At 45.8% G+C, this 17163-nt stretch carries 13 protein-coding genes and 1 tRNA gene; 10 read left to right on the top strand and 4 right to left on the bottom strand.

The window, feature by feature from the left end:
* Window positions 1-62 precede the first annotated feature (62 nt).
* A complete protein-coding gene (locus JUB15_RS02925; protein ID WP_207510816.1) occupies window positions 63-2456 on the top strand; it encodes a hypothetical protein in 2394 nt (797 codons plus the stop codon).
* A gap of 10 nt (window positions 2457-2466) precedes the next feature.
* On the opposite strand, the gene dusB is transcribed toward JUB15_RS02925, so the two are convergent.
* The gene (dusB, locus tag JUB15_RS02920; protein WP_207510815.1) at window positions 2467-3504 is read right to left on the bottom strand and encodes a tRNA dihydrouridine synthase DusB; all 1038 of its coding nucleotides are present in this window, start codon (window positions 3502-3504) and stop codon (window positions 2467-2469) included.
* Window positions 3505-3874: 370 nt separating this feature from the next.
* On the opposite strand from dusB, the gene JUB15_RS02915 reads away from it, so the two are divergent.
* The 4 genes from JUB15_RS02915 to JUB15_RS02900 all read left to right on the top strand — a co-directional run bounded on the left by JUB15_RS02915 (window position 3875) and on the right by JUB15_RS02900 (window position 6080).
* Window positions 3875-3962, top strand: a tRNA-Ser gene (locus tag JUB15_RS02915).
* Window positions 3963-4451: 489 nt separating this feature from the next.
* Entirely contained in the window at window positions 4452-5375 is a 924-nt protein-coding gene (locus JUB15_RS02910; RefSeq protein WP_207510814.1) for a hypothetical protein, read from the top strand.
* Window positions 5376-5380: 5 nt separating this feature from the next.
* Window positions 5381-5566 carry a hypothetical protein gene (locus tag JUB15_RS02905; protein WP_207510813.1) on the top strand — a complete coding sequence of 62 codons (186 nt, stop codon included), beginning with the start codon at window positions 5381-5383 and terminating at the stop codon, window positions 5564-5566.
* A gap of 76 nt (window positions 5567-5642) precedes the next feature.
* Window positions 5643-6080: a CBS domain-containing protein gene (locus tag JUB15_RS02900; RefSeq protein WP_207510812.1), complete on the top strand. Its 438-nt coding sequence runs from the start codon at window positions 5643-5645 to the stop codon at window positions 6078-6080.
* 135 nt (window positions 6081-6215) lie between these two features.
* Here the strand turns inward: JUB15_RS02900 and JUB15_RS02895 are convergent, their stop codons facing one another.
* Both JUB15_RS02895 and JUB15_RS02890 read right to left on the bottom strand, forming a co-directional pair.
* The gene (locus JUB15_RS02895; RefSeq protein WP_207510811.1) at window positions 6216-8330 is read right to left on the bottom strand and encodes an endonuclease MutS2; all 2115 of its coding nucleotides are present in this window, start codon (window positions 8328-8330) and stop codon (window positions 6216-6218) included.
* A gap of 89 nt (window positions 8331-8419) precedes the next feature.
* Window positions 8420-8866 carry a hypothetical protein gene (locus JUB15_RS02890; RefSeq protein ID WP_207510810.1) on the bottom strand — a complete coding sequence of 149 codons (447 nt, stop codon included), beginning with the start codon at window positions 8864-8866 and terminating at the stop codon, window positions 8420-8422.
* 156 nt (window positions 8867-9022) lie between these two features.
* On the opposite strand from JUB15_RS02890, the gene JUB15_RS02885 reads away from it, so the two are divergent.
* Together JUB15_RS02885 and msrA are read left to right on the top strand one after the other, a co-directional pair.
* Entirely contained in the window at window positions 9023-9886 is an 864-nt protein-coding gene (locus JUB15_RS02885; RefSeq protein WP_207510809.1) for a hypothetical protein, read from the top strand.
* Between the two features lie 306 nt (window positions 9887-10192).
* Window positions 10193-10852, top strand: a complete 660-nt coding sequence (msrA, locus tag JUB15_RS02880) for a peptide-methionine (S)-S-oxide reductase MsrA (protein ID WP_207510808.1) — start codon at window positions 10193-10195, stop codon at window positions 10850-10852.
* A gap of 177 nt (window positions 10853-11029) precedes the next feature.
* Here the strand turns inward: msrA and JUB15_RS02875 are convergent, their stop codons facing one another.
* Window positions 11030-12655 carry an ABC transporter substrate-binding protein gene (locus tag JUB15_RS02875; protein WP_207510807.1) on the bottom strand — a complete coding sequence of 542 codons (1626 nt, stop codon included), beginning with the start codon at window positions 12653-12655 and terminating at the stop codon, window positions 11030-11032.
* Between the two features lie 77 nt (window positions 12656-12732).
* Between JUB15_RS02875 and JUB15_RS02870 the strand changes: the two genes are divergently transcribed.
* From JUB15_RS02870 to JUB15_RS02860, 3 genes are all read left to right on the top strand, one after another.
* Entirely contained in the window at window positions 12733-14472 is a 1740-nt protein-coding gene (locus JUB15_RS02870; RefSeq protein ID WP_369411484.1) for a M1 family metallopeptidase, read from the top strand.
* A gap of 170 nt (window positions 14473-14642) precedes the next feature.
* Window positions 14643-16160 carry a lipopolysaccharide biosynthesis protein gene (locus JUB15_RS02865; RefSeq protein ID WP_207510806.1) on the top strand — a complete coding sequence of 506 codons (1518 nt, stop codon included), beginning with the start codon at window positions 14643-14645 and terminating at the stop codon, window positions 16158-16160.
* A gap of 378 nt (window positions 16161-16538) precedes the next feature.
* A complete protein-coding gene (locus tag JUB15_RS02860) occupies window positions 16539-16979 on the top strand; it encodes a sensor histidine kinase (RefSeq protein ID WP_207510805.1) in 441 nt (146 codons plus the stop codon).
* Window positions 16980-17163 lie beyond the last annotated feature (184 nt).

The following is a 17163-nucleotide window of genomic DNA, read 5'->3' as shown; positions in this document are numbered from 1 at the left end:
CATGGTTAATATTAACTTTATAGTCTGCCAATAATTTTACTCACTTCTAAATACTGCTATTTATGGAAGAAACGATTGCTCCTGCCATGGGATCTGCGAACCATGTGAATATAGTGGCGGCAGACAGCGAAAAGTTGAATAACAGCATTACTATCGATAGCAAGATCTCCTTCCGGCCATTCGTCAATTATTTAAAAGAAAAACTACAGGGCGGTTCTGATACAAGGACAAGAATATACAGCTACCTGATAGAAAGATTCGAGGAAGTCCCGGCCCTGCTGGAGCCGGTGACAGATGCACATGTTCTGGAAGAACACCAGGACCTGCTCGATATGCTGGGTACTACCCTTTTTCCTGTTGTAAGCGAACAGGAAAAAAATATGTTCACGATGAGTGTTCCCTATGAGTTTTCCGTTTTTAACTATTCAACACCTTTCAGGAAATTATTTATCGATGAAACGGAAGAACATTTTCTGTTACCCGACGGCACTACTGCCGAAAGCCTGAAAATGGCGCAATGTGCGCTTATCTATGAACACATCCTGGAAAAATTTTACAACATAAAACTCAATGAAGATCCACACCTGGTTTATCCGGTAGAAGATAAAAAAACCGGGATGAAACGTTATTACAAATTAAGGTACGACCGGCGCTTTATTGATATTATGCCTAAAGGCTCATTACCGCAAATACAGGATTGCGGAGTTTGCTTAAATTCTTTGCGCATCCTCGACCTTGACCGGCAACTGGAAAAAATGCCGCTCGATCTGTTTGAGGCCGAAGGATTCGGCGTATGGATCGCAGAGGACTTCACCATTCAGGAATCACTGGATGCCATCAAGAAAGTATTGCTGCACCAGGAGGCTTGTGATACCAGCATCATCAATGATCTGAAAAAGAATATCCAGGCACTGGTAGGGTATAATGAAGTGGAAGTAGGGTTAACGCCGTTCGTAAAACTCAATAACCGGTTTGTACTGGATGAAACCTGCGCGAAACATGGTCTTGTCAGCAAGAACTGGAAATCAGGTGATGCAGAAAGCGTGGCCACCTATAATATGTGTGTGGGATTTTTCAGTGAGCATCCCGAACCAATGCCGCTCTCTATACTGGACGAAAAAGTGGTGGAAGTGGCGCCATTCACCAAAGTGCTGTTGGACCAGGGTTTCAGAAGCTATATCATTTATCCCATTCAAAATAACGATGGCTTACTGGGCTTGCTGGAACTGGCATCGCCCGTTTCGAACCAATTAGACCAGGAAGTAATGAACCGGGTTGAAAAAGCCATGCCGTTGTTGTCATTAGCCCTGTTGAAGAACCGGGATACCTTTGGCAACCGCATTGAAAAGATCATCAAGGAAAAATTTACGCCCCTGCAACCGGCTGTTGAATGGAAGTTTGCCGAAGTGGCCTGGGAATACATGCACAAACAACATACAGAGGAAGCGGCCGTAATTACAGGCAACGTTGTTTTCGATAATGTATATCCGTTATATGGCGCCATTGATATCAGGAACTCTTCTGTTGAGCGCAGCCGCTCGATCCAGAAAGACCTGAAGACCCATATTCAGCTGGTAGATGATACGCTCGACAAACTGCAAACCAGCCTGCACCTGCCTTTGCTGGAAGGTTTAAAGTTCAAGAACTTTACCTTCAGCCAGGCCATCGATAACGGACTGCCCGCTGAAGATGAAGTGCGCATCAATGAATTTTTTGAAAAGGAAGTTGACCCTGTGCTGGAGCATTTGCGCAGCAGCCATCCGCAAACGCAGGAGCTCATCGATAATTATTTCAACCTGAAGAATGATTACGAAGGGTATTTATACCGGCACCGGAATGCTTATGAAACATCGCTGGCCACCATTAACAACACGGTGCTCCAGAACTTCGAAAAGCAGGAAGAGATCATGCAGCAATCGTACCCCCATTATTTTGAGAAGTACAAGACCGATGGCGTTGAATATACCATTTACATAGGACAGTCCATTGCGCCCAATAACCCGTTCAACATGTTGTTCTTAAAGAACATCAGGTTGTGGCAATTAAGCACCATGGCCGATATTGCGCGCATTACCCATGCCCTGATACCTACCCTTCCGGTACCATTACAAACCACCCAGTTAATTTTAATACACAGTCAGCCTCTCAGCATCAGCTTCCGTAAAGATGAGCGGCGTTTTGATGTGGAAGGTTCTTATAATATCAGGTATGAGATCATGAAGAAACGGCTCGATAAGGTAAATATTCGCGACACCAATGAACGGCTCACACAACCGGGCAAGATCGCGATGGTATATAGTAATCCGAAAGAAGCGCAGGAATACCAGGAATACATTTTATTCCTGCAAAGCAAGAATATGCTGAAGCCGGGCATGGAAATGCTGGAACTCGAAGAATTGCAGGGTGTAAGCGGATTGAAGGCGATACGAGTGGACATAAACCTCGACAACCAATAAAACATAATAACTATAATGGACAATTCTCATGGTAGTTCACCAGTTCTATGGGTGTTCTTTCCATGGCAAAGCCCTCATAACGTTTGGCAATATCATCGAGCACGGCATAAATAGCTTCCGGCTCGGTGAGTGTTACCAGTTGTGCCCGGAAATCTTTAATGCCCGGTAAACCTTTGAGGTACTGAAAATATTGTTTGCGCATACTATAAACACCCGCCTGCGGACCTTTCCATTGCAATGACTTGCTGAGTTGCTGCTTGCATGCATCGATCCTTTCAACTACTGTTGGTGCAGGCAGCAGCTCACCTGTTTGCAGGTAATGCCGCACTTCGCGGAAGATCCATGGATAACCAATGGCTGCCCGGCCGATCATAATACCATCGACACCATAGCGATTTTTATACTCTAAAGCCTTTTGCGGACTATTAATATCACCATTCCCGAATACAGGAATATGTATCCGTGGGTTGTTCTTTACTTTGGCAATAAGGCTCCAGTCTGCTTCGCCTTTGTACAACTGGCACCGGGTGCGGCCATGAATGGTAAGCGCTTTCACGCCTACATCCTGTAAACGCTCAGCCACTTCTTCAATATTTTTGCTCGCATCATCCCAACCCAGGCGCGTTTTCACCGTTACAGGCAAATTGGTTGACCTAACGCAGGCTTCGGTAAGTTTTACCATCAACGGCACATCGCGTAACACTCCCGCCCCGGCGCCCCGCGCCACGATCCCCTTTACCGGGCAACCAAAATTAATATCCAGCAGTTCGGGCCGGGTAACATCTACAATTCTGGCGGCCAGCGCAAGTCTTCCTTCGTCGCCGCCAAACAACTGAATGCCTGTGGGGCGTTCCTCCTCAAAAATGTCGAGCTTTCTGCGGCAACGGATGGCGTCGCGTATAAGTCCTTCACTGGAAATGAATTCGGTAAAAACCAGGTCGGCGCCATTGGCTTTGCACACCACGCGGAAAGGCGGGTCGCTCACGTCTTCCATAGGCGCCAGTAATAATGGGAAATCGGGCAGTTGTATGTTATCTATCCGCAACATCGGGGTGCAAAATTGCGATAAAAAGGCGGGGTGACCAAGTTCTGTATTTCCAGGGCTATTTTATGCATAAAAACAGGTGTGACTGACGCTGATGCCCGCTGTTGACAATGACAGGCAATAAAAAAACAGCCGGCGGCACCGGTACAATAACGTTAGCGTTTATTTTTGCAGGCGTAATTGACGCTATACGTTCACCAACAGGGCAAATTATGGAATACACGAGACTTGGCAATACCGGCCTGATCGTTTCGAAACCTGCTTTTGTCGCCATGACCTTTGGCGATGATTGTAATAGCCAACAATCCGGCACTGCCGGGCGATAACCCGGCTCTTTGCCGGTTTGTGGAAATCAGTTAATTTACATGGCCCAGGAAAGATGCCAGAGTGGTTGAATGGGACGGTCTCGAAAACCGTTTACCGGCTTGTTCGGTACGAGGGTTCGAATCCCTCTCTTTCCGCAAAACAAAACAAGTGCCCCCAATAGGGGGCATTTTTTATTTGGCAGCGTACCGGGCTTGCCCGGTAAAGCGAACAAATGAAAAATGTCAGGGCGCTAAAGCGCCGGCACTTGTTTTGTTTTAAGCCTCCGCCTAAGGGATCAGCGTAGCTAATCCCTCTCTTTCCGCAAAACAAAACAAGTGTCCCTACAGGGGCATTTTTTATTTGGAAGCGTACCGGGCACAACGCATACATATCACTGTTTCATCATTCATGCACTCCCATCATTGCGTACATCTACGCATACACATGTCAGGTAATTTAGATAACTTTAAACAAAGGCGTACACTTCATTCCGGAATTATCCATCCTTTTAATCCGGCTCTCTATTAATTATTCCATATTGATCTCATTATTCCTTACAGGGAATAAAGGGAGGCACCCGAAAATCCTTAACAGAGTAGGGCGCAAAGCCTGCATGCGTGAATAAAGGCAATTAAACTTTATTTATGAACCGATTAAACCTTATAACAATTGTCTTCGGACTATTAACCATTGCTGCCTGTAACAAAAGTATTTCTACAGATGAAGCATCAACAACATTAACTGAAAGTACAACCAACAACGCCGTGGAAGAATGTCAGCCCCTCATGTATAACCTCGCTGTTGATTCCGCTTCAGGCTTTTCTTATTTGTATAAAGTGGCCGGATCGCCCGGCGCAGGCCCCATCTCGGTAACGCCCTATGTGGTAACAGGCACCAACCAGTTGAGAACCTGCAGCGGCATTCCCATTCTGAACGCCAGTGGGTTGGCTTATGATCCTGCAACCGGTGTCTTCTATGGCACCACCGGCATTAATGGGTCGCCTGTGCCCAATGCCATTTTGAAATTTACCGATCCTAATTGCGTAAGCATAACGGCCGCCTCCAGCGCCTGCGCCATTTCACTCAACCTGAGCGATTTGGAAAGGGATCAAACTACAGGCGCCTATTATGCCATCAACCGGGGTACGGTAGCTCCCAATAACCGTATCGTAAAACTGGGGCTGCCCGCTTCACCAACCGTTAGCTGTCTGCCCAACCCATTGCCCGTGGGGTTGAACGCACGTGGTTTAACCTTTAACTGCAACGGACAGCTATATGTGATGCATACCGCCGGCACATCCGGCACGCTTGTATTCGTGAATAAAACAACAGGTTTGAATGGCGCCACTTACCCGTATCCCGGTGCTATTACGTCGTTTGCAGTAGTTCCTACACCCGAACTGGGATTACACTTCGATTGCGGCTGTATAGGTCGTTTTATCACCGGCAGCTTTAACCCTACTGTTGTTCCGCTCATGACAGATGGGCTGCCTACAGGGCTGGGAGGCCCCATTTACAACGCAGCCCGTGGTGTTTTAAAACCCACTGTGGATTTTGCCAGGCCTTAACAGGCGTGAACGATGGACTGATGATCCCGGATGAACTGCCTTTTAATTTTTGCCCCGTTGCGCATTTTGCGGCGGGGCTTTTTGCTAAACCGAGCCAGCCTGCCGCCGGCCATCCAGGAAGCCATATTAAAAGCATCAAAATTTGTGTTCTTCACAATAAAGCAATAAAAAACAAGGTGTTTTTCCCATAAAATGCAATACTGACCTTGTTTTTCCCTGTCTTTTTTGTAATTTACTCTAAATGATTGTTCACCAAAACATTGCTGTATGAATAAAAAAGTGGCCGATATTCTCCTTCGTAAAGGAAGCCATATTACTACCGTTTCCCCCAACACTACCGTACTGGAAGCCCTGAAGATCATGGCCGGACAAAATATCGGTTCCGTGATGGTATTAGAAGATGGCCACTACCTGGGCATTGTTACTGAACGTGATTATTCACGCAAAGTGGTGCTGAACGGAAAATCATCTACCGATACCATGGTATCGGAGATCATGTCTGCCGACCTGCCACGCGTTACCGCACACGATTCAGTTGACTATTGCATGCAGTTAATGTCCGACAAAAACATTCGCTACCTCCCTGTTTTCAACGAAGCAGAGGTAACCGGTATCATTTCCATTAATGATGTGGTAAAAGAAACGATCCTGTCGCAACAGGAAACAATCACCCAGCTAAAAGACTACCTGCACTCCAGCTTATAAAGCAGGCGAATTCAACAAAAAGCCCCCAACAGTGACTAACTCTTGGGGGCACCTTGTATGTGAACTATAAACTTAAAACTATGAACTTAAAACTTTGAACTTTGAACTATGAACTTTGAACTTTGAACTATGAACTTACTCTTCATTCTGCTTTTCAGTAACAACCACCAGATCGTCGACATTAACGGTAATCGGCATCAACCCCAACTGGACTACCGCTTTCTTACCACGTAATTCTCTAACCTCCCCTACCTGGTGATTCTTTTTCATCAACACCTTATCGCCTACCTGCACTTCGCCACCAACTTCATCATATTTTGAATTGATCTTTTTCTTCACCTTCTCTGTTGCCTGCTTCTGGTGCTGCTTGAACAACAAAGCATGCATCTGCCTGATAAGGTCTTTTTTATCTTCCTGTTCTTCCGCTTTCTTCCAGTCGAACACCAGCTGCTTCAGTTTACGCTCCATGTCTTTCAGGTATGCAATACGGTCTTCCGTGATCTTGTTCTGGTGTTTCAACAACTCAACCTGCTGCTGGTGCCTTTCCTTGTTTATTACCTGCTGCATTTCTTTGTTCAGCTTTTCATTTTCCCTGATCAGCCGCGACAGCTCCTTTTCCTTCTTTTCAATCTCGCGCACATCCTGCTCGGCGCGGTTCAGCAGTTTATCTAGCCGGAAATGACCTTCATCTACCAGGCTGCGCGCCCTGTTGATCAATTTCGCATCGAGCCCGATTCGTTCTGCAATGGAGAACGTATAAGAGCTACCGGGTTTACCTATAGTAAGTTTATATAAAGGCAACAGGCTTTTTTCATCAAAAGCCATGGCGCCGTTAATGATTCCGGGTGTTTTGTTGGCCATTACCTTCAGGTTCAGGTAATGGGTGGTAACAATACCCATGGCATGTTTATGGCCCAGCTCTTCCATGATCACCTCGGCAAAAGCACCCCCTAAATTGGGATCGCTACCGCTTCCCAGCTCATCGATGAAGAACAGGGTTTTGCCATTGGCATTTTCAATAAAATGCTTCATATGCAACAGGTGCGAACTGTAAGTACTTAACTCAAACTCGATGCTTTGCGTATCGCCAATATGTATCATTATTTGTTTGAAGATACCAAACACCGAATTCGGATGTACCGGTACGAGCAAACCGCTTTGGATCATCAGTTGGGTGAGCCCTACCGTTTTCATGGTAACGGTTTTACCACCGGCGTTTGGACCAGAGATCACCAGGATGCGGTTCTTTTCATCCAGCGTTACATCAACCGGAATAGTGGCTTTTTTCGATTTCTGGTTGTACAGGTATAGCAGGGGATGATAGGCCTGCACCAGATGCACATGCGCTTTGTCGTTCAACTGGGGAAAACTGCCGTTCATATCCAGTCCCAACTTTGCCTTGGCCTGAATAAAGTCATATTCACCCAACACCCGGTGCCAGGTCTTCAGCAAAGGAGCGTACATGGCCAGGCGGGCTGTCAGTTGCTGCAGGATGCGGTACACTTCCCGCCGCTCTTCATTTTCCAGGGAAAATATTTCGTTGTTCAGCTCGATGGTCTCTTCCGGCTCAATAAAGGAAGTACGGCGGGTATCGCTTTCGCCGTGTAAAATCCCTTTTACCTGCCGCTTTTGCTCTGCCACAATAGCCACTACCCGGCGGCCATTGAGGAACGCTTCGTCAATATCAGCTGTATAACCGGCTTTGCTGAGCTTTTGTACGATCTTATCGAACAGGCGGCGCAATTCGGTACGGCGCCTGTACAGGGTGCTGCGAATGCGGGCCAGCTCTTCTGATGCATTGTCTTTAACCTCGCCATTTTCAAGCAATACATCATCGATCAGTTCCATGATCACCTTTTCATAATAGGTGTCTTCAATCACTTTTACCAGCGCAGGATAGGCCAGCCGTCGGTCACTATCGAACCAGCGGAAAATATTCTGCATGCTTTCGGCCAGTTTACGCACCTGTATAAACTGTTCACCGGTCAATACGCCGCCGGGAATGCCGAGCAATCGCAACTCTTTGGCCAGGTTCAGCACGTAATCATTGGGGAAATACATGCTGTGCTCTATCAGTAATTTGTATTCGTGGCTTTGTTGTAACTCCAGTTCAATAAATTCCTTACGGGTATGAATGCGCAACTCCTGCGACCTGGTTTTCGCATACTCTGTCTTACAATGCTCTTCCAGCAAGGTCTTTACTTTATCAAACTCCAGTTGTGATAACGCCGATTCAGGAAAAAACTTCATATAAATAACTCCTCTCGAACCGGCAAAGGTAGGATAGTTTTTTGGTAGTGGGTAATGTGCTGCCCCGGAACATAGTCATACATTGCACACTAGCGTTGGACCGCCCGCTTTTTCAAAAGTTGAACAGCAAAATATGTCAGAAAAATAACCTGAACTGCCAGCAGGCACCAGGCGGCCACCACTCTCAACTTATTACGGAAGATCAACGCATCGAGGTCAGCGTTGGAAAACCCTGCTCCATTGGAGGCGCCATTTACCAGCCCAAGCAGCAGGAATACGCAAAAAAACAACAATGTGAGTGTAGTATAAGTAAGCGTAATCAATGGAGATACATAATGGTGCCTCCGCCTTACTACCTTAAACAGCAAAAAAATAATGAGCAGCCATACAGCAAACCAGCCTCCTATATATGCACTGTTGATCACATAAAAAGTATCATGAAAATGCACATCTATTGAAGCATCACCATACTTCGATGCACTATAGAACAATATTATCAGCACAATGATGATCAGTAAATTCTCGAGCTTCCTCATAGTAAAACCATATAGCAGGTCGTAATAATACAACAGGTAATTCGAACCTGCAATTCCATTCCAATATATTTTAGAAATTAATATGCATTTTTTACCCTTTTACCCCGGTTAAACCTTTCTTTTAATATTCCGTCTGATCTCGCAAATCAATTGCACATGAAGCATCTTTTACCCGGAGTGCTTATTTTCCTCACTGCAAGCACTTTACAAGCCCAAACCCAACACCCGGTAGCAGATTCGGCCCGTGTACCCGGCGATAACTTCAGCCTCCAGGGCGCCCTCGAACTGTTTAAAAAAGCGGGTTCACCTGAAGATTTTGAAAAACTCCTCAATACTGAAGATAGCAAAGTAAATAACCTCGACCTTAACGAAGATGGCAACACCGATTATATCCGCGTCGTGAACAAACGTGAAAATGACGTGCAGATCTTTGTGTTACAAGCCCTGATCGCTGACAATGAAAGCCAGGACATTGCCGTGATAGAGCTGGAAAAAACCGGTTCGGAAAATGCCGTGATCGACATCGTTGGCGATGAGGACATTTTTGGCGAAGAAACCATTGTTGAGCCGGATGACAGTCGCGCCAATGCTTATAGCGACGGCTATTCCGGGCTGACTGGCGGTCCCAATACAGAAAATGCCAACCTCGGTATCGTGGTGAATGTATGGGCATGGCCCTGTGTTCGGTTTGTGTACGCCCCTTCTTATGTAGTTTGGGTTTCGCCCTTTACCTGGCGGGCCCGGCCGGTTTGGTACCGCCCCTGGCGTCCGCTGGCCTGGCACGTGTACCGGCCCATGCGCTACCGTTACCGCCCGCATTATGCAGTAGTAACTACCCGGCGGGTTGTAGTGGCGCACAGCATATACAAACCCATGCGCGTTACCTCGGTTTCGGTGAGAACCCGCCACCAGGTTGCCGTGAACAATTACCGCGTTACCCGTAAAACCACTACCGTTCATGGCCCCAGGGGCAGACATTATTCTAAAACCACAACCACGGTGAGAAGACGAAGAAGATAATCTTCAGGATGATACATCGCGACTTTAAACCACTCGTACTTTTTGTATGAAGTAAGAGGTAAGAAGCAGGACGTAAAAAGAACCCGTATTTTTTAGATTACCGCCTGCTTCTTGCTTTTTACTTCGTTCTCTTACTTCTTACTTGCTGCCTCTTTCTTCCTCATCATATTTGATCGCACACCCCGGGTCTCTATTCAAAACCGCGAATACTGTACTTTTGTAAATTGTTAACATCTGCCACAGCACACCCGGCGTATATGATGTGTTTATAACAAAACGATGATCTATCTGTTAAATCAATATGGTATGAAGCTACTCTTCACCGGTGCGCTGGTAACCCTGGCAACCCTGTTTTCCTGTGCCCAAAAGCAACAAGCAAAAAAGAATATAAGTAAGGATATGACTACAACTACCAATAATGTTACAAACACAGCTACCGATACCGCTACTTTTGGTAACGGTTGCTTCTGGTGTACCGAAGCCATCTTTCAACAGTTGGATGGCGTTATCTCTGCTACTTCCGGCTATAGTGGCGGACATGTTGACAACCCATCTTACAAAGAAGTTTGTACCGGCAATACCGGTCATGCAGAAGTTTTACAAATAGTGTATGATCCCAAAAAGATCAGCTTTGATGAATTGCTGGAAGTATTCTGGCAAACGCATGACCCTACCACACTCAACCGGCAGGGAAATGATGTTGGTACGCAATACCGGAGTGTTATCTTCTATCACAATAATGAACAAAAAGAGAAAGCCGAAAAATATAAGGTGGAACTCGATAAAAGCGGTGCGTTCAATAACCCCATTGTAACCGAGATCTCCCCCTTTACAAAATTCTATAGAGCCGAGAATTACCACCAGGATTACTATAATCAGAACGGCTCACAACCTTACTGTAATATCGTTATCAGGCCGAAGGTGGAAAAGTTTAAGAAGGTTTTTAAGAGTAAGCTAAAACAATAAATGGTTGGTGGTTTGTGGTTTGTAGTTTATGGTTTGTGGTTCCTTAACTTTTAAGCTCACAATAATCGGCAACACGCCGGTAACCACAAACAACAAACCACAAACAACAAACTTTTAACCAGGAACAAAAAACAACAATCTACCACAAACCATAAACCAAAAACCATACACTATAAACTATTTAAGGTTCGTTCGCCTCAACTCCAGCAAATTCAACCCGTTCGCATGAAAGCCCTTCACGTGAGGGTGCACTAATCTTATCACCTCATCATACCACAACGGCACCACCGGCGCATCATCGATGACCAGTTGATCCATTTGCTGATATAATTTATATCGCAGGCTATCGTTTTCCGTTATCATGGCCTGTTCGTATAATGCATCAAACTGCGGATTGTGATAACGGGTATAATTAGGCGGCGCTGGATTTTTACTATAAAACACACTCAGGTAATTTTCCGCTTCCGGAAAATCGGCGATCCAGCTGCCACGAAAGAACAGCGCCACTGATTTGGCCGTATGCTCCAGTAACAGGCTTTTGGGGATCACTTCTACCTGTATCCTAATACCGATCTCTTCCAGCTGGCGGGCAATAAAACTGGCAATGTCGCTGTAGGTGGCAATGGTAAGCAGTTTTATGGCAGGCAGGCCTTCTCCATCGGGGAAACCGGCTTCCTGCAGCAGAGCACGGGCTTTGGCCGGATCGTATGTATATCCTTTCACCGCTTCAGCATCAAATGACGGCAGCCCGGCCGGAATAAATCCGCTTTCTGCGGGCATGCCTTTCGAATTATACAGGTACATGATCATCTTCCGCCGGTCGAACCCATAATTTATAGCCTGGCGAACCTGTTTGAAACGCAATGGCGACTGCTTCACAAGGGGATTGTCCTTTTCCATCAAAATGCCCAAGTATTCGGTATTCAGGTAAGAATGTTTTGATAAGATGATCTTACCCTGCCATTCTTTGCGCAGTTCTCCTTTTTTGGTAAGTATTTCATCCTTGAACGAAGGATCAATATCATTGATAAAATCCAGCTCCCCCTGCCTGAACAAAAGGAACTCGGTGGCCTTGCTGTCAAAGAAGGTGATCTTGATACCATCGAGGTAAGGCAGAGATGCCCCGGTGCTGTCGCGTTCGAAATACTTTTCATTCTTCTGCAGGATCATGGCCTGCCCTTCTTCCCAGGCTTTGAATTTGAACGGACCGGTACCACAGGGATGGCTGCGGAAATCGGGTCCATATTTAGTCACTACCTCTTTGGGCACAATGGAGCAATATTGCATACTCAATAAACCCAGGATAGGCGCAAAGGGCGATTTCAGGGTCAGCTGAAAGGTAGAATCATCCAGCGCCTTAAAACCCTGTTTGCCGGCCACCCGGTCATTGAATATCCAGGCGCCGCTGCTGGCCGTGGCGGGGTCTATAATGCGGCTGAAGCTGTATTCAACATCAAAAGCGGTTAATTTACGCCCTTTCCCCTGCGGAAAAGCATCGCTGTCATGAAAGAAAACATGGGGCCGTAAATGAAAGGTATAAACCTTGCGGTCAGCCGATACGTCCCAACTATAGGCCAGCGAAGGAACGATCTCCAGGGCGTCGTTGGTTTCCACCAGTGTGTTGTATAACTGGTGAACGGCCCAGATGATCGACTGGTTCTTGGCAAAGGCAGGGTCTAACGTGGCTATACCGGTAGCCTCATTGTAGTGGAACACCTGTTTATTGCCGCCTGTACGACTGCCGCATGCATTAAACAAAATGGCGCCGGAAAAGACTGCAAAAAATATAACTTTACGATTCATATATGTTCGAATTAGCAACAGCCTCTCCGTATTTGCGGGAACGCGATTTGCTAATTTGCTAATTTAAAATATATCAAGTGATTCAGATAAAACAAACCCGTTCATCGAATACTTTTTTATTTTTAATCCTTCATTGCACCCTGTTCCTTTTCATTACTGCTTCCTGCGACGCACAACCGTTAAACCATAAAAAGCAGTATACCCGGCAGGATACCCTGCGGGGCACCATTACCCCCGAACGGGCCTGGTGGAACGTTTTACGCTATGACATCCAGGTTACCCCTGATTATGTCACCAAAACCATCCAGGGAAAGAACCGCCTTACCATTCGTGTATCAGGAGCAGGCAATAAACTGCAGCTCGACCTGCAGGAACCCATGATCATCGACAGTATCTTTTTAGCCGCATATAGCGGCAATAGCCCGGTTGCCATAAATGATGCATTGGAAAGTAAAACAAGACTCGCCTTTCAGCAGGAAGGCAATGCCTGGTTTGTGACCATGCCGAACCTGGCTATTAATTCAACGCAGGTCATTGAAGTACGATTTCATGGCCAGCCCCGGGAAGCAGTCAGGGCCCCCTGGGATGGCGGCTGGGTATGGAGCAAGGATAAACAGGGCCGTCCCTGGATGACCGTTGCCTGCCAGGGCCTTGGCGCCAGTGTATGGTATCCCTGCAAGGATCACCAAAGCGATGAACCCGACAGCGGCGCCAGTGTAAGTATCACTGTACCCGATACGTTGGTAGCTGTAGCCAATGGCCGCCTGCAGGCAAAAACAGCCAATAACAACGGCACCACTTCTTATACATGGCAGGTAACCAATCCTATCAATAATTATAACATCGTTCCCTATATAGGCAAATACGTAACCTGGCATGAAGACTTTGCGGGGGATAAAGGAAAGCTCGACTGCGATTACTGGGTACTGGATTATGATCTTGAGAAAGCCAGAAAGCAGTTTAAACAGGTGCCGCGGATGTTGAAATGTTTTGAGTACTGGTTTGGCCCCTATCCTTTTTATGAAGACGGGTACAAGCTGGTAGAAGCACCACACCTCGGCATGGAACACCAAAGCGCAGTGGCGTATGGCAACGAGTTCAAAAATGGTTACCTGGGCCGCGACCTGTCGGCCAGTGGCTGGGGCGAGAAATGGGATTTCATCATTATACATGAAAGCGGGCATGAATGGTTTGCCAACAACATTACCAGCAACGACATTGCCGATATGTGGGTGCATGAAGGGTTTACCAATTATTCCGAAACCCTGTTCACTACCTGCGAATATGGGGTTGAAGCCGGTAATGAGTATTGTGTAGGTACGCGAAAACTGATCCAGAACGACATTCCCGTCATTGGTCCCTATGGTGTGAACCAGGAAGGCAGCGGTGATATGTACTACAAGGGGGGCAACCTGTTGCATACCATCCGGCAGATCATTAACAATGATTCCACCTTCCGCACCATTTTACGCGGACTGAACAAAACTTTTTATCACAAAACAGTTACCACCCGGGAGGTGGAAAACTATATAAGCCGTCAGGCGGGCATTGATCTTTCAAAGGTGTTTGATCAATATCTTCGCACCACCAGGATCCCGACGCTGGAATACACGATAAAAGGAAAAGAGCTGCGGTTCCGGTTCACCAATTGCGTTAAAGGATTTACCATGCCGGTAAAGGTCAAATGGGGCAATGAGGAAAAATGGATCCGCCCCCAGGAAGAATGGACCATCGTTACCGGCAATGCAAATGCTTCACATTTCAGTGTTGACAGAAATTTTTATGTTAACACTAAAAAGCTGAATGCGGAACGCTAAAGGCTCAAAGCTGAAGGCTAAAAGCCGAATGCTTGTTTTGTTTTTAAAAGCAGACCTGGGGAATTAAGTAGCTCAGTGGTGCGTTTTGCCTTAAGCCTTCAGCTCTAAGCCTTAAGCCCTCAGCCCTAGGAAGCGGAAAGTCGTGAATTAATAAAATTAATGATTAAAGAATGAGTATTCGGCGGCAAAGTATCATTTCTTCTTTTTTGGTGTATATAGGATTTGCGATCGGTCTGCTGAATACTTACCTGTATGCAAAAGGATTTGAAGAGGTAGAGTATGGTCTTATTGGGTCCTTCATGGCTTTTGGCACCATCATGCTGGCGTTCTCAAACGTTGGAATAACCTACTACATTTATAAGTTTTATCCCTATTACAATGATAACCTGCCGCCGCAGAAGAATGACATGATCACCATTGCCCTGGTGACCAGCTTGTCAGCTTTTGCATTTGTTATGATCAGCGGCTTTGTGTTCAAGGACTTCGTGGTACGCAAATATGCCGAACACTCACCCGAGCTCATTTATTATTATTACTGGCTTTTCCCGTTCGGCCTCGGCCTTTCGGTATATACCATCCTGGAGGCCTATGCCTGGCAATTGCGCAAATCGGTGTTGACCAATTTTCTTAAGGAAATATTGTGGCGGTTGTTTGCCACCATTCTCATTGTGCTCATGTTTTTTGGGGTGATCAGGGACTTTGACCTGTTCATTAAAATTTATGCTTTTACCTATATAGGGATTGCTTTGGTGTTGCTTGTTTTTCTGGTGTACAAAAAGCATTTGCATATAACATTTACGTTCAGCCGCGTTACCAAAAAGTTCTCTAAAAAAATAGTGAGGCTGGGACTGTTTGTCTGGCTCAGTTCACTGGTGCTTAATATTTCCACTGTATTTGATACGCTGGTGATAGCTGCTGTAGTAACCAGTGGTATGGCCAACGTTGGGGTGTATACACTGGCGCAAAATATCTCAAGCCTGGTACAGGCGCCGCAAAGAGCCATCACCGCAGCCTCCATTCCTGCCCTGGCGCAGGCCTGGAAAGACAAAGATTATGGCCGCATCCGCCTCATCTATCAGCGGAGCAGTATCAATCAGCTCATCTTTTCCATTGCCATGTTTTTGTTAATATGGCTGAATTTCACCGATGGGGTGCATACGTTCCAGTTAAAACAGGGCTACCTGGATGCACGAATCGTTTTCTTCTTTATAGGGCTCCAAAAGATAGTGGATATGGGCACGGGGGTAAATTCCCAGATCATAGGTACCAGCAGTTACTGGAAAGTCGAGTTGATCAGTGGAATTATATTGGTGGCAATCACATTACCGCTCAATTATTTTCTTACCCTGCAACTCCAGGAGGTGGGCCCCGCTATTGCTAACCTTTTTGCAATGATCGTGTACAATGCCATCCGGTTCGTTTTTTTATGGAGGAAATTCAACATGCAGCCTTTCACCATAAAAACCCTCTATGCCATCTTACTGGGCGTTGCGTGTTATTTACCCTGCTATTTTTTGTTTAGCAACTCGCAGGGTTTAGTCTCCATCATAGTACGCAGCGGTTTGTTCATATTGTTATTTGGCACTGGTGTATTGTATCTGCAACTTTCGCCCGATGTAATGCCCGTTTGGCAAACGATCAGGAAACGATTGAGGCTGGGAGGAAAGGAAACAGGGAGTAAGCAATAGTTTCACCAATTCACTCACATTTGCATTTTCTTAACGTTAATTGTCAAACTAACGTTGATAAGTGTAAAAATCTCACTTATTGCAAAATTTGGCTGTAACTAATTGCACGAAAAAACACATCAATTTTACAGGAAAACCTTTAGTGCATTTTTATGCTTTAGATTATTTTTTTATAGAACAATAGCTTGTTTGATGCTTTCGCCTCATTCGCGTCGTTACTTTGACTCAGCAACACAATGCTGGAGTTCTTGAACAGGTCCCTGATGAAATATAGCTGATCCGTACTTTGATGAATGCAGCTGATCCGTAGCGTATAATTTCCGTTTTTAGTTCGTATCCCTTTGAGACTTTTATTTCGCCATAAATAAAATATCTTTTATGAAAAGCTTGTCAGTTCCTCAATTTGCCACAACAACGTTTACTCAAACTACCACAGCTGCTTCTGTACCCCTGCATCAACTGGTCGACCGCCTGCTGAACAGCTTCGTTCCACTGGCCGTAAACCAGAAGAGTTTCATTATAAATGATGTAGATGAATCTTTTCAACTGAATGCCGATGAGCAGGTGCTGGCTTTTATTGTTGGCAATCTGTTAAACAATGCCATCGCCGGTTCGCATGGCGCATGCATTCGCGTTGAAGCCGTTAAAAAGCCTGAAGGCGTGCAGATCCGCGTAAAGAATAATGGCGCCAATTTCCATAGCACCGTAGCCCATGGTTTTTCCCAGGTAGTAGCCGCAGCCCGCAAAATGGGTGGAAATATCAATATTTACAATCAACGCCACGAAGGAACGGTTATCACGCTCTCAGTGGCAGCGTAACAGAATGTGATGATGTGATGATGTGATAATGGAAAACCCGAAATAAGTTAATTCAATATACTCTTTGGAAAACATTCTCCTGAACTATGTTAATTCCAATATCCTGTGGGAAATCAGCACCAATGGGCGAAAGACATTGGTTATTACCCGTTTATACACCTACTCTCTGAATATATCTTAGCAA

It is taken from the genome of Longitalea luteola, assembly GCF_017356035.1.
In the GTDB taxonomy this organism is placed as follows: domain Bacteria; phylum Bacteroidota; class Bacteroidia; order Chitinophagales; family Chitinophagaceae; genus Niastella; species Niastella luteola.
Note: the sequence above shows the minus strand (reverse complement) of the source record. Positions and strands in the feature narration are given on the sequence as shown.

Coding starts and splice junctions, on each gene's coding strand:
- JUB15_RS02925 (WP_207510816.1), top strand. CDS start 63: ATGGAAGAAACGATTGCTCCTGCCATGGGATCTGCGAACCATGTGAAT.
- dusB (WP_207510815.1), bottom strand. CDS start 3,504: ATGTTGCGGATAGATAACATACAACTGCCCGATTTCCCATTATTACTG.
- JUB15_RS02910 (WP_207510814.1), top strand. CDS start 4,452: ATGAACCGATTAAACCTTATAACAATTGTCTTCGGACTATTAACCATT.
- JUB15_RS02900 (WP_207510812.1), top strand. CDS start 5,643: ATGAATAAAAAAGTGGCCGATATTCTCCTTCGTAAAGGAAGCCATATT.
- JUB15_RS02895 (WP_207510811.1), bottom strand. CDS start 8,330: ATGAAGTTTTTTCCTGAATCGGCGTTATCACAACTGGAGTTTGATAAA.
- JUB15_RS02890 (WP_207510810.1), bottom strand. CDS start 8,866: ATGAGGAAGCTCGAGAATTTACTGATCATCATTGTGCTGATAATATTG.
- JUB15_RS02885 (WP_207510809.1), top strand. CDS start 9,023: ATGAAGCATCTTTTACCCGGAGTGCTTATTTTCCTCACTGCAAGCACT.
- msrA (WP_207510808.1), top strand. CDS start 10,193: ATGAAGCTACTCTTCACCGGTGCGCTGGTAACCCTGGCAACCCTGTTT.
- JUB15_RS02875 (WP_207510807.1), bottom strand. CDS start 12,655: ATGAATCGTAAAGTTATATTTTTTGCAGTCTTTTCCGGCGCCATTTTG.
- JUB15_RS02865 (WP_207510806.1), top strand. CDS start 14,643: ATGAGTATTCGGCGGCAAAGTATCATTTCTTCTTTTTTGGTGTATATA.
- JUB15_RS02860 (WP_207510805.1), top strand. CDS start 16,539: ATGAAAAGCTTGTCAGTTCCTCAATTTGCCACAACAACGTTTACTCAA.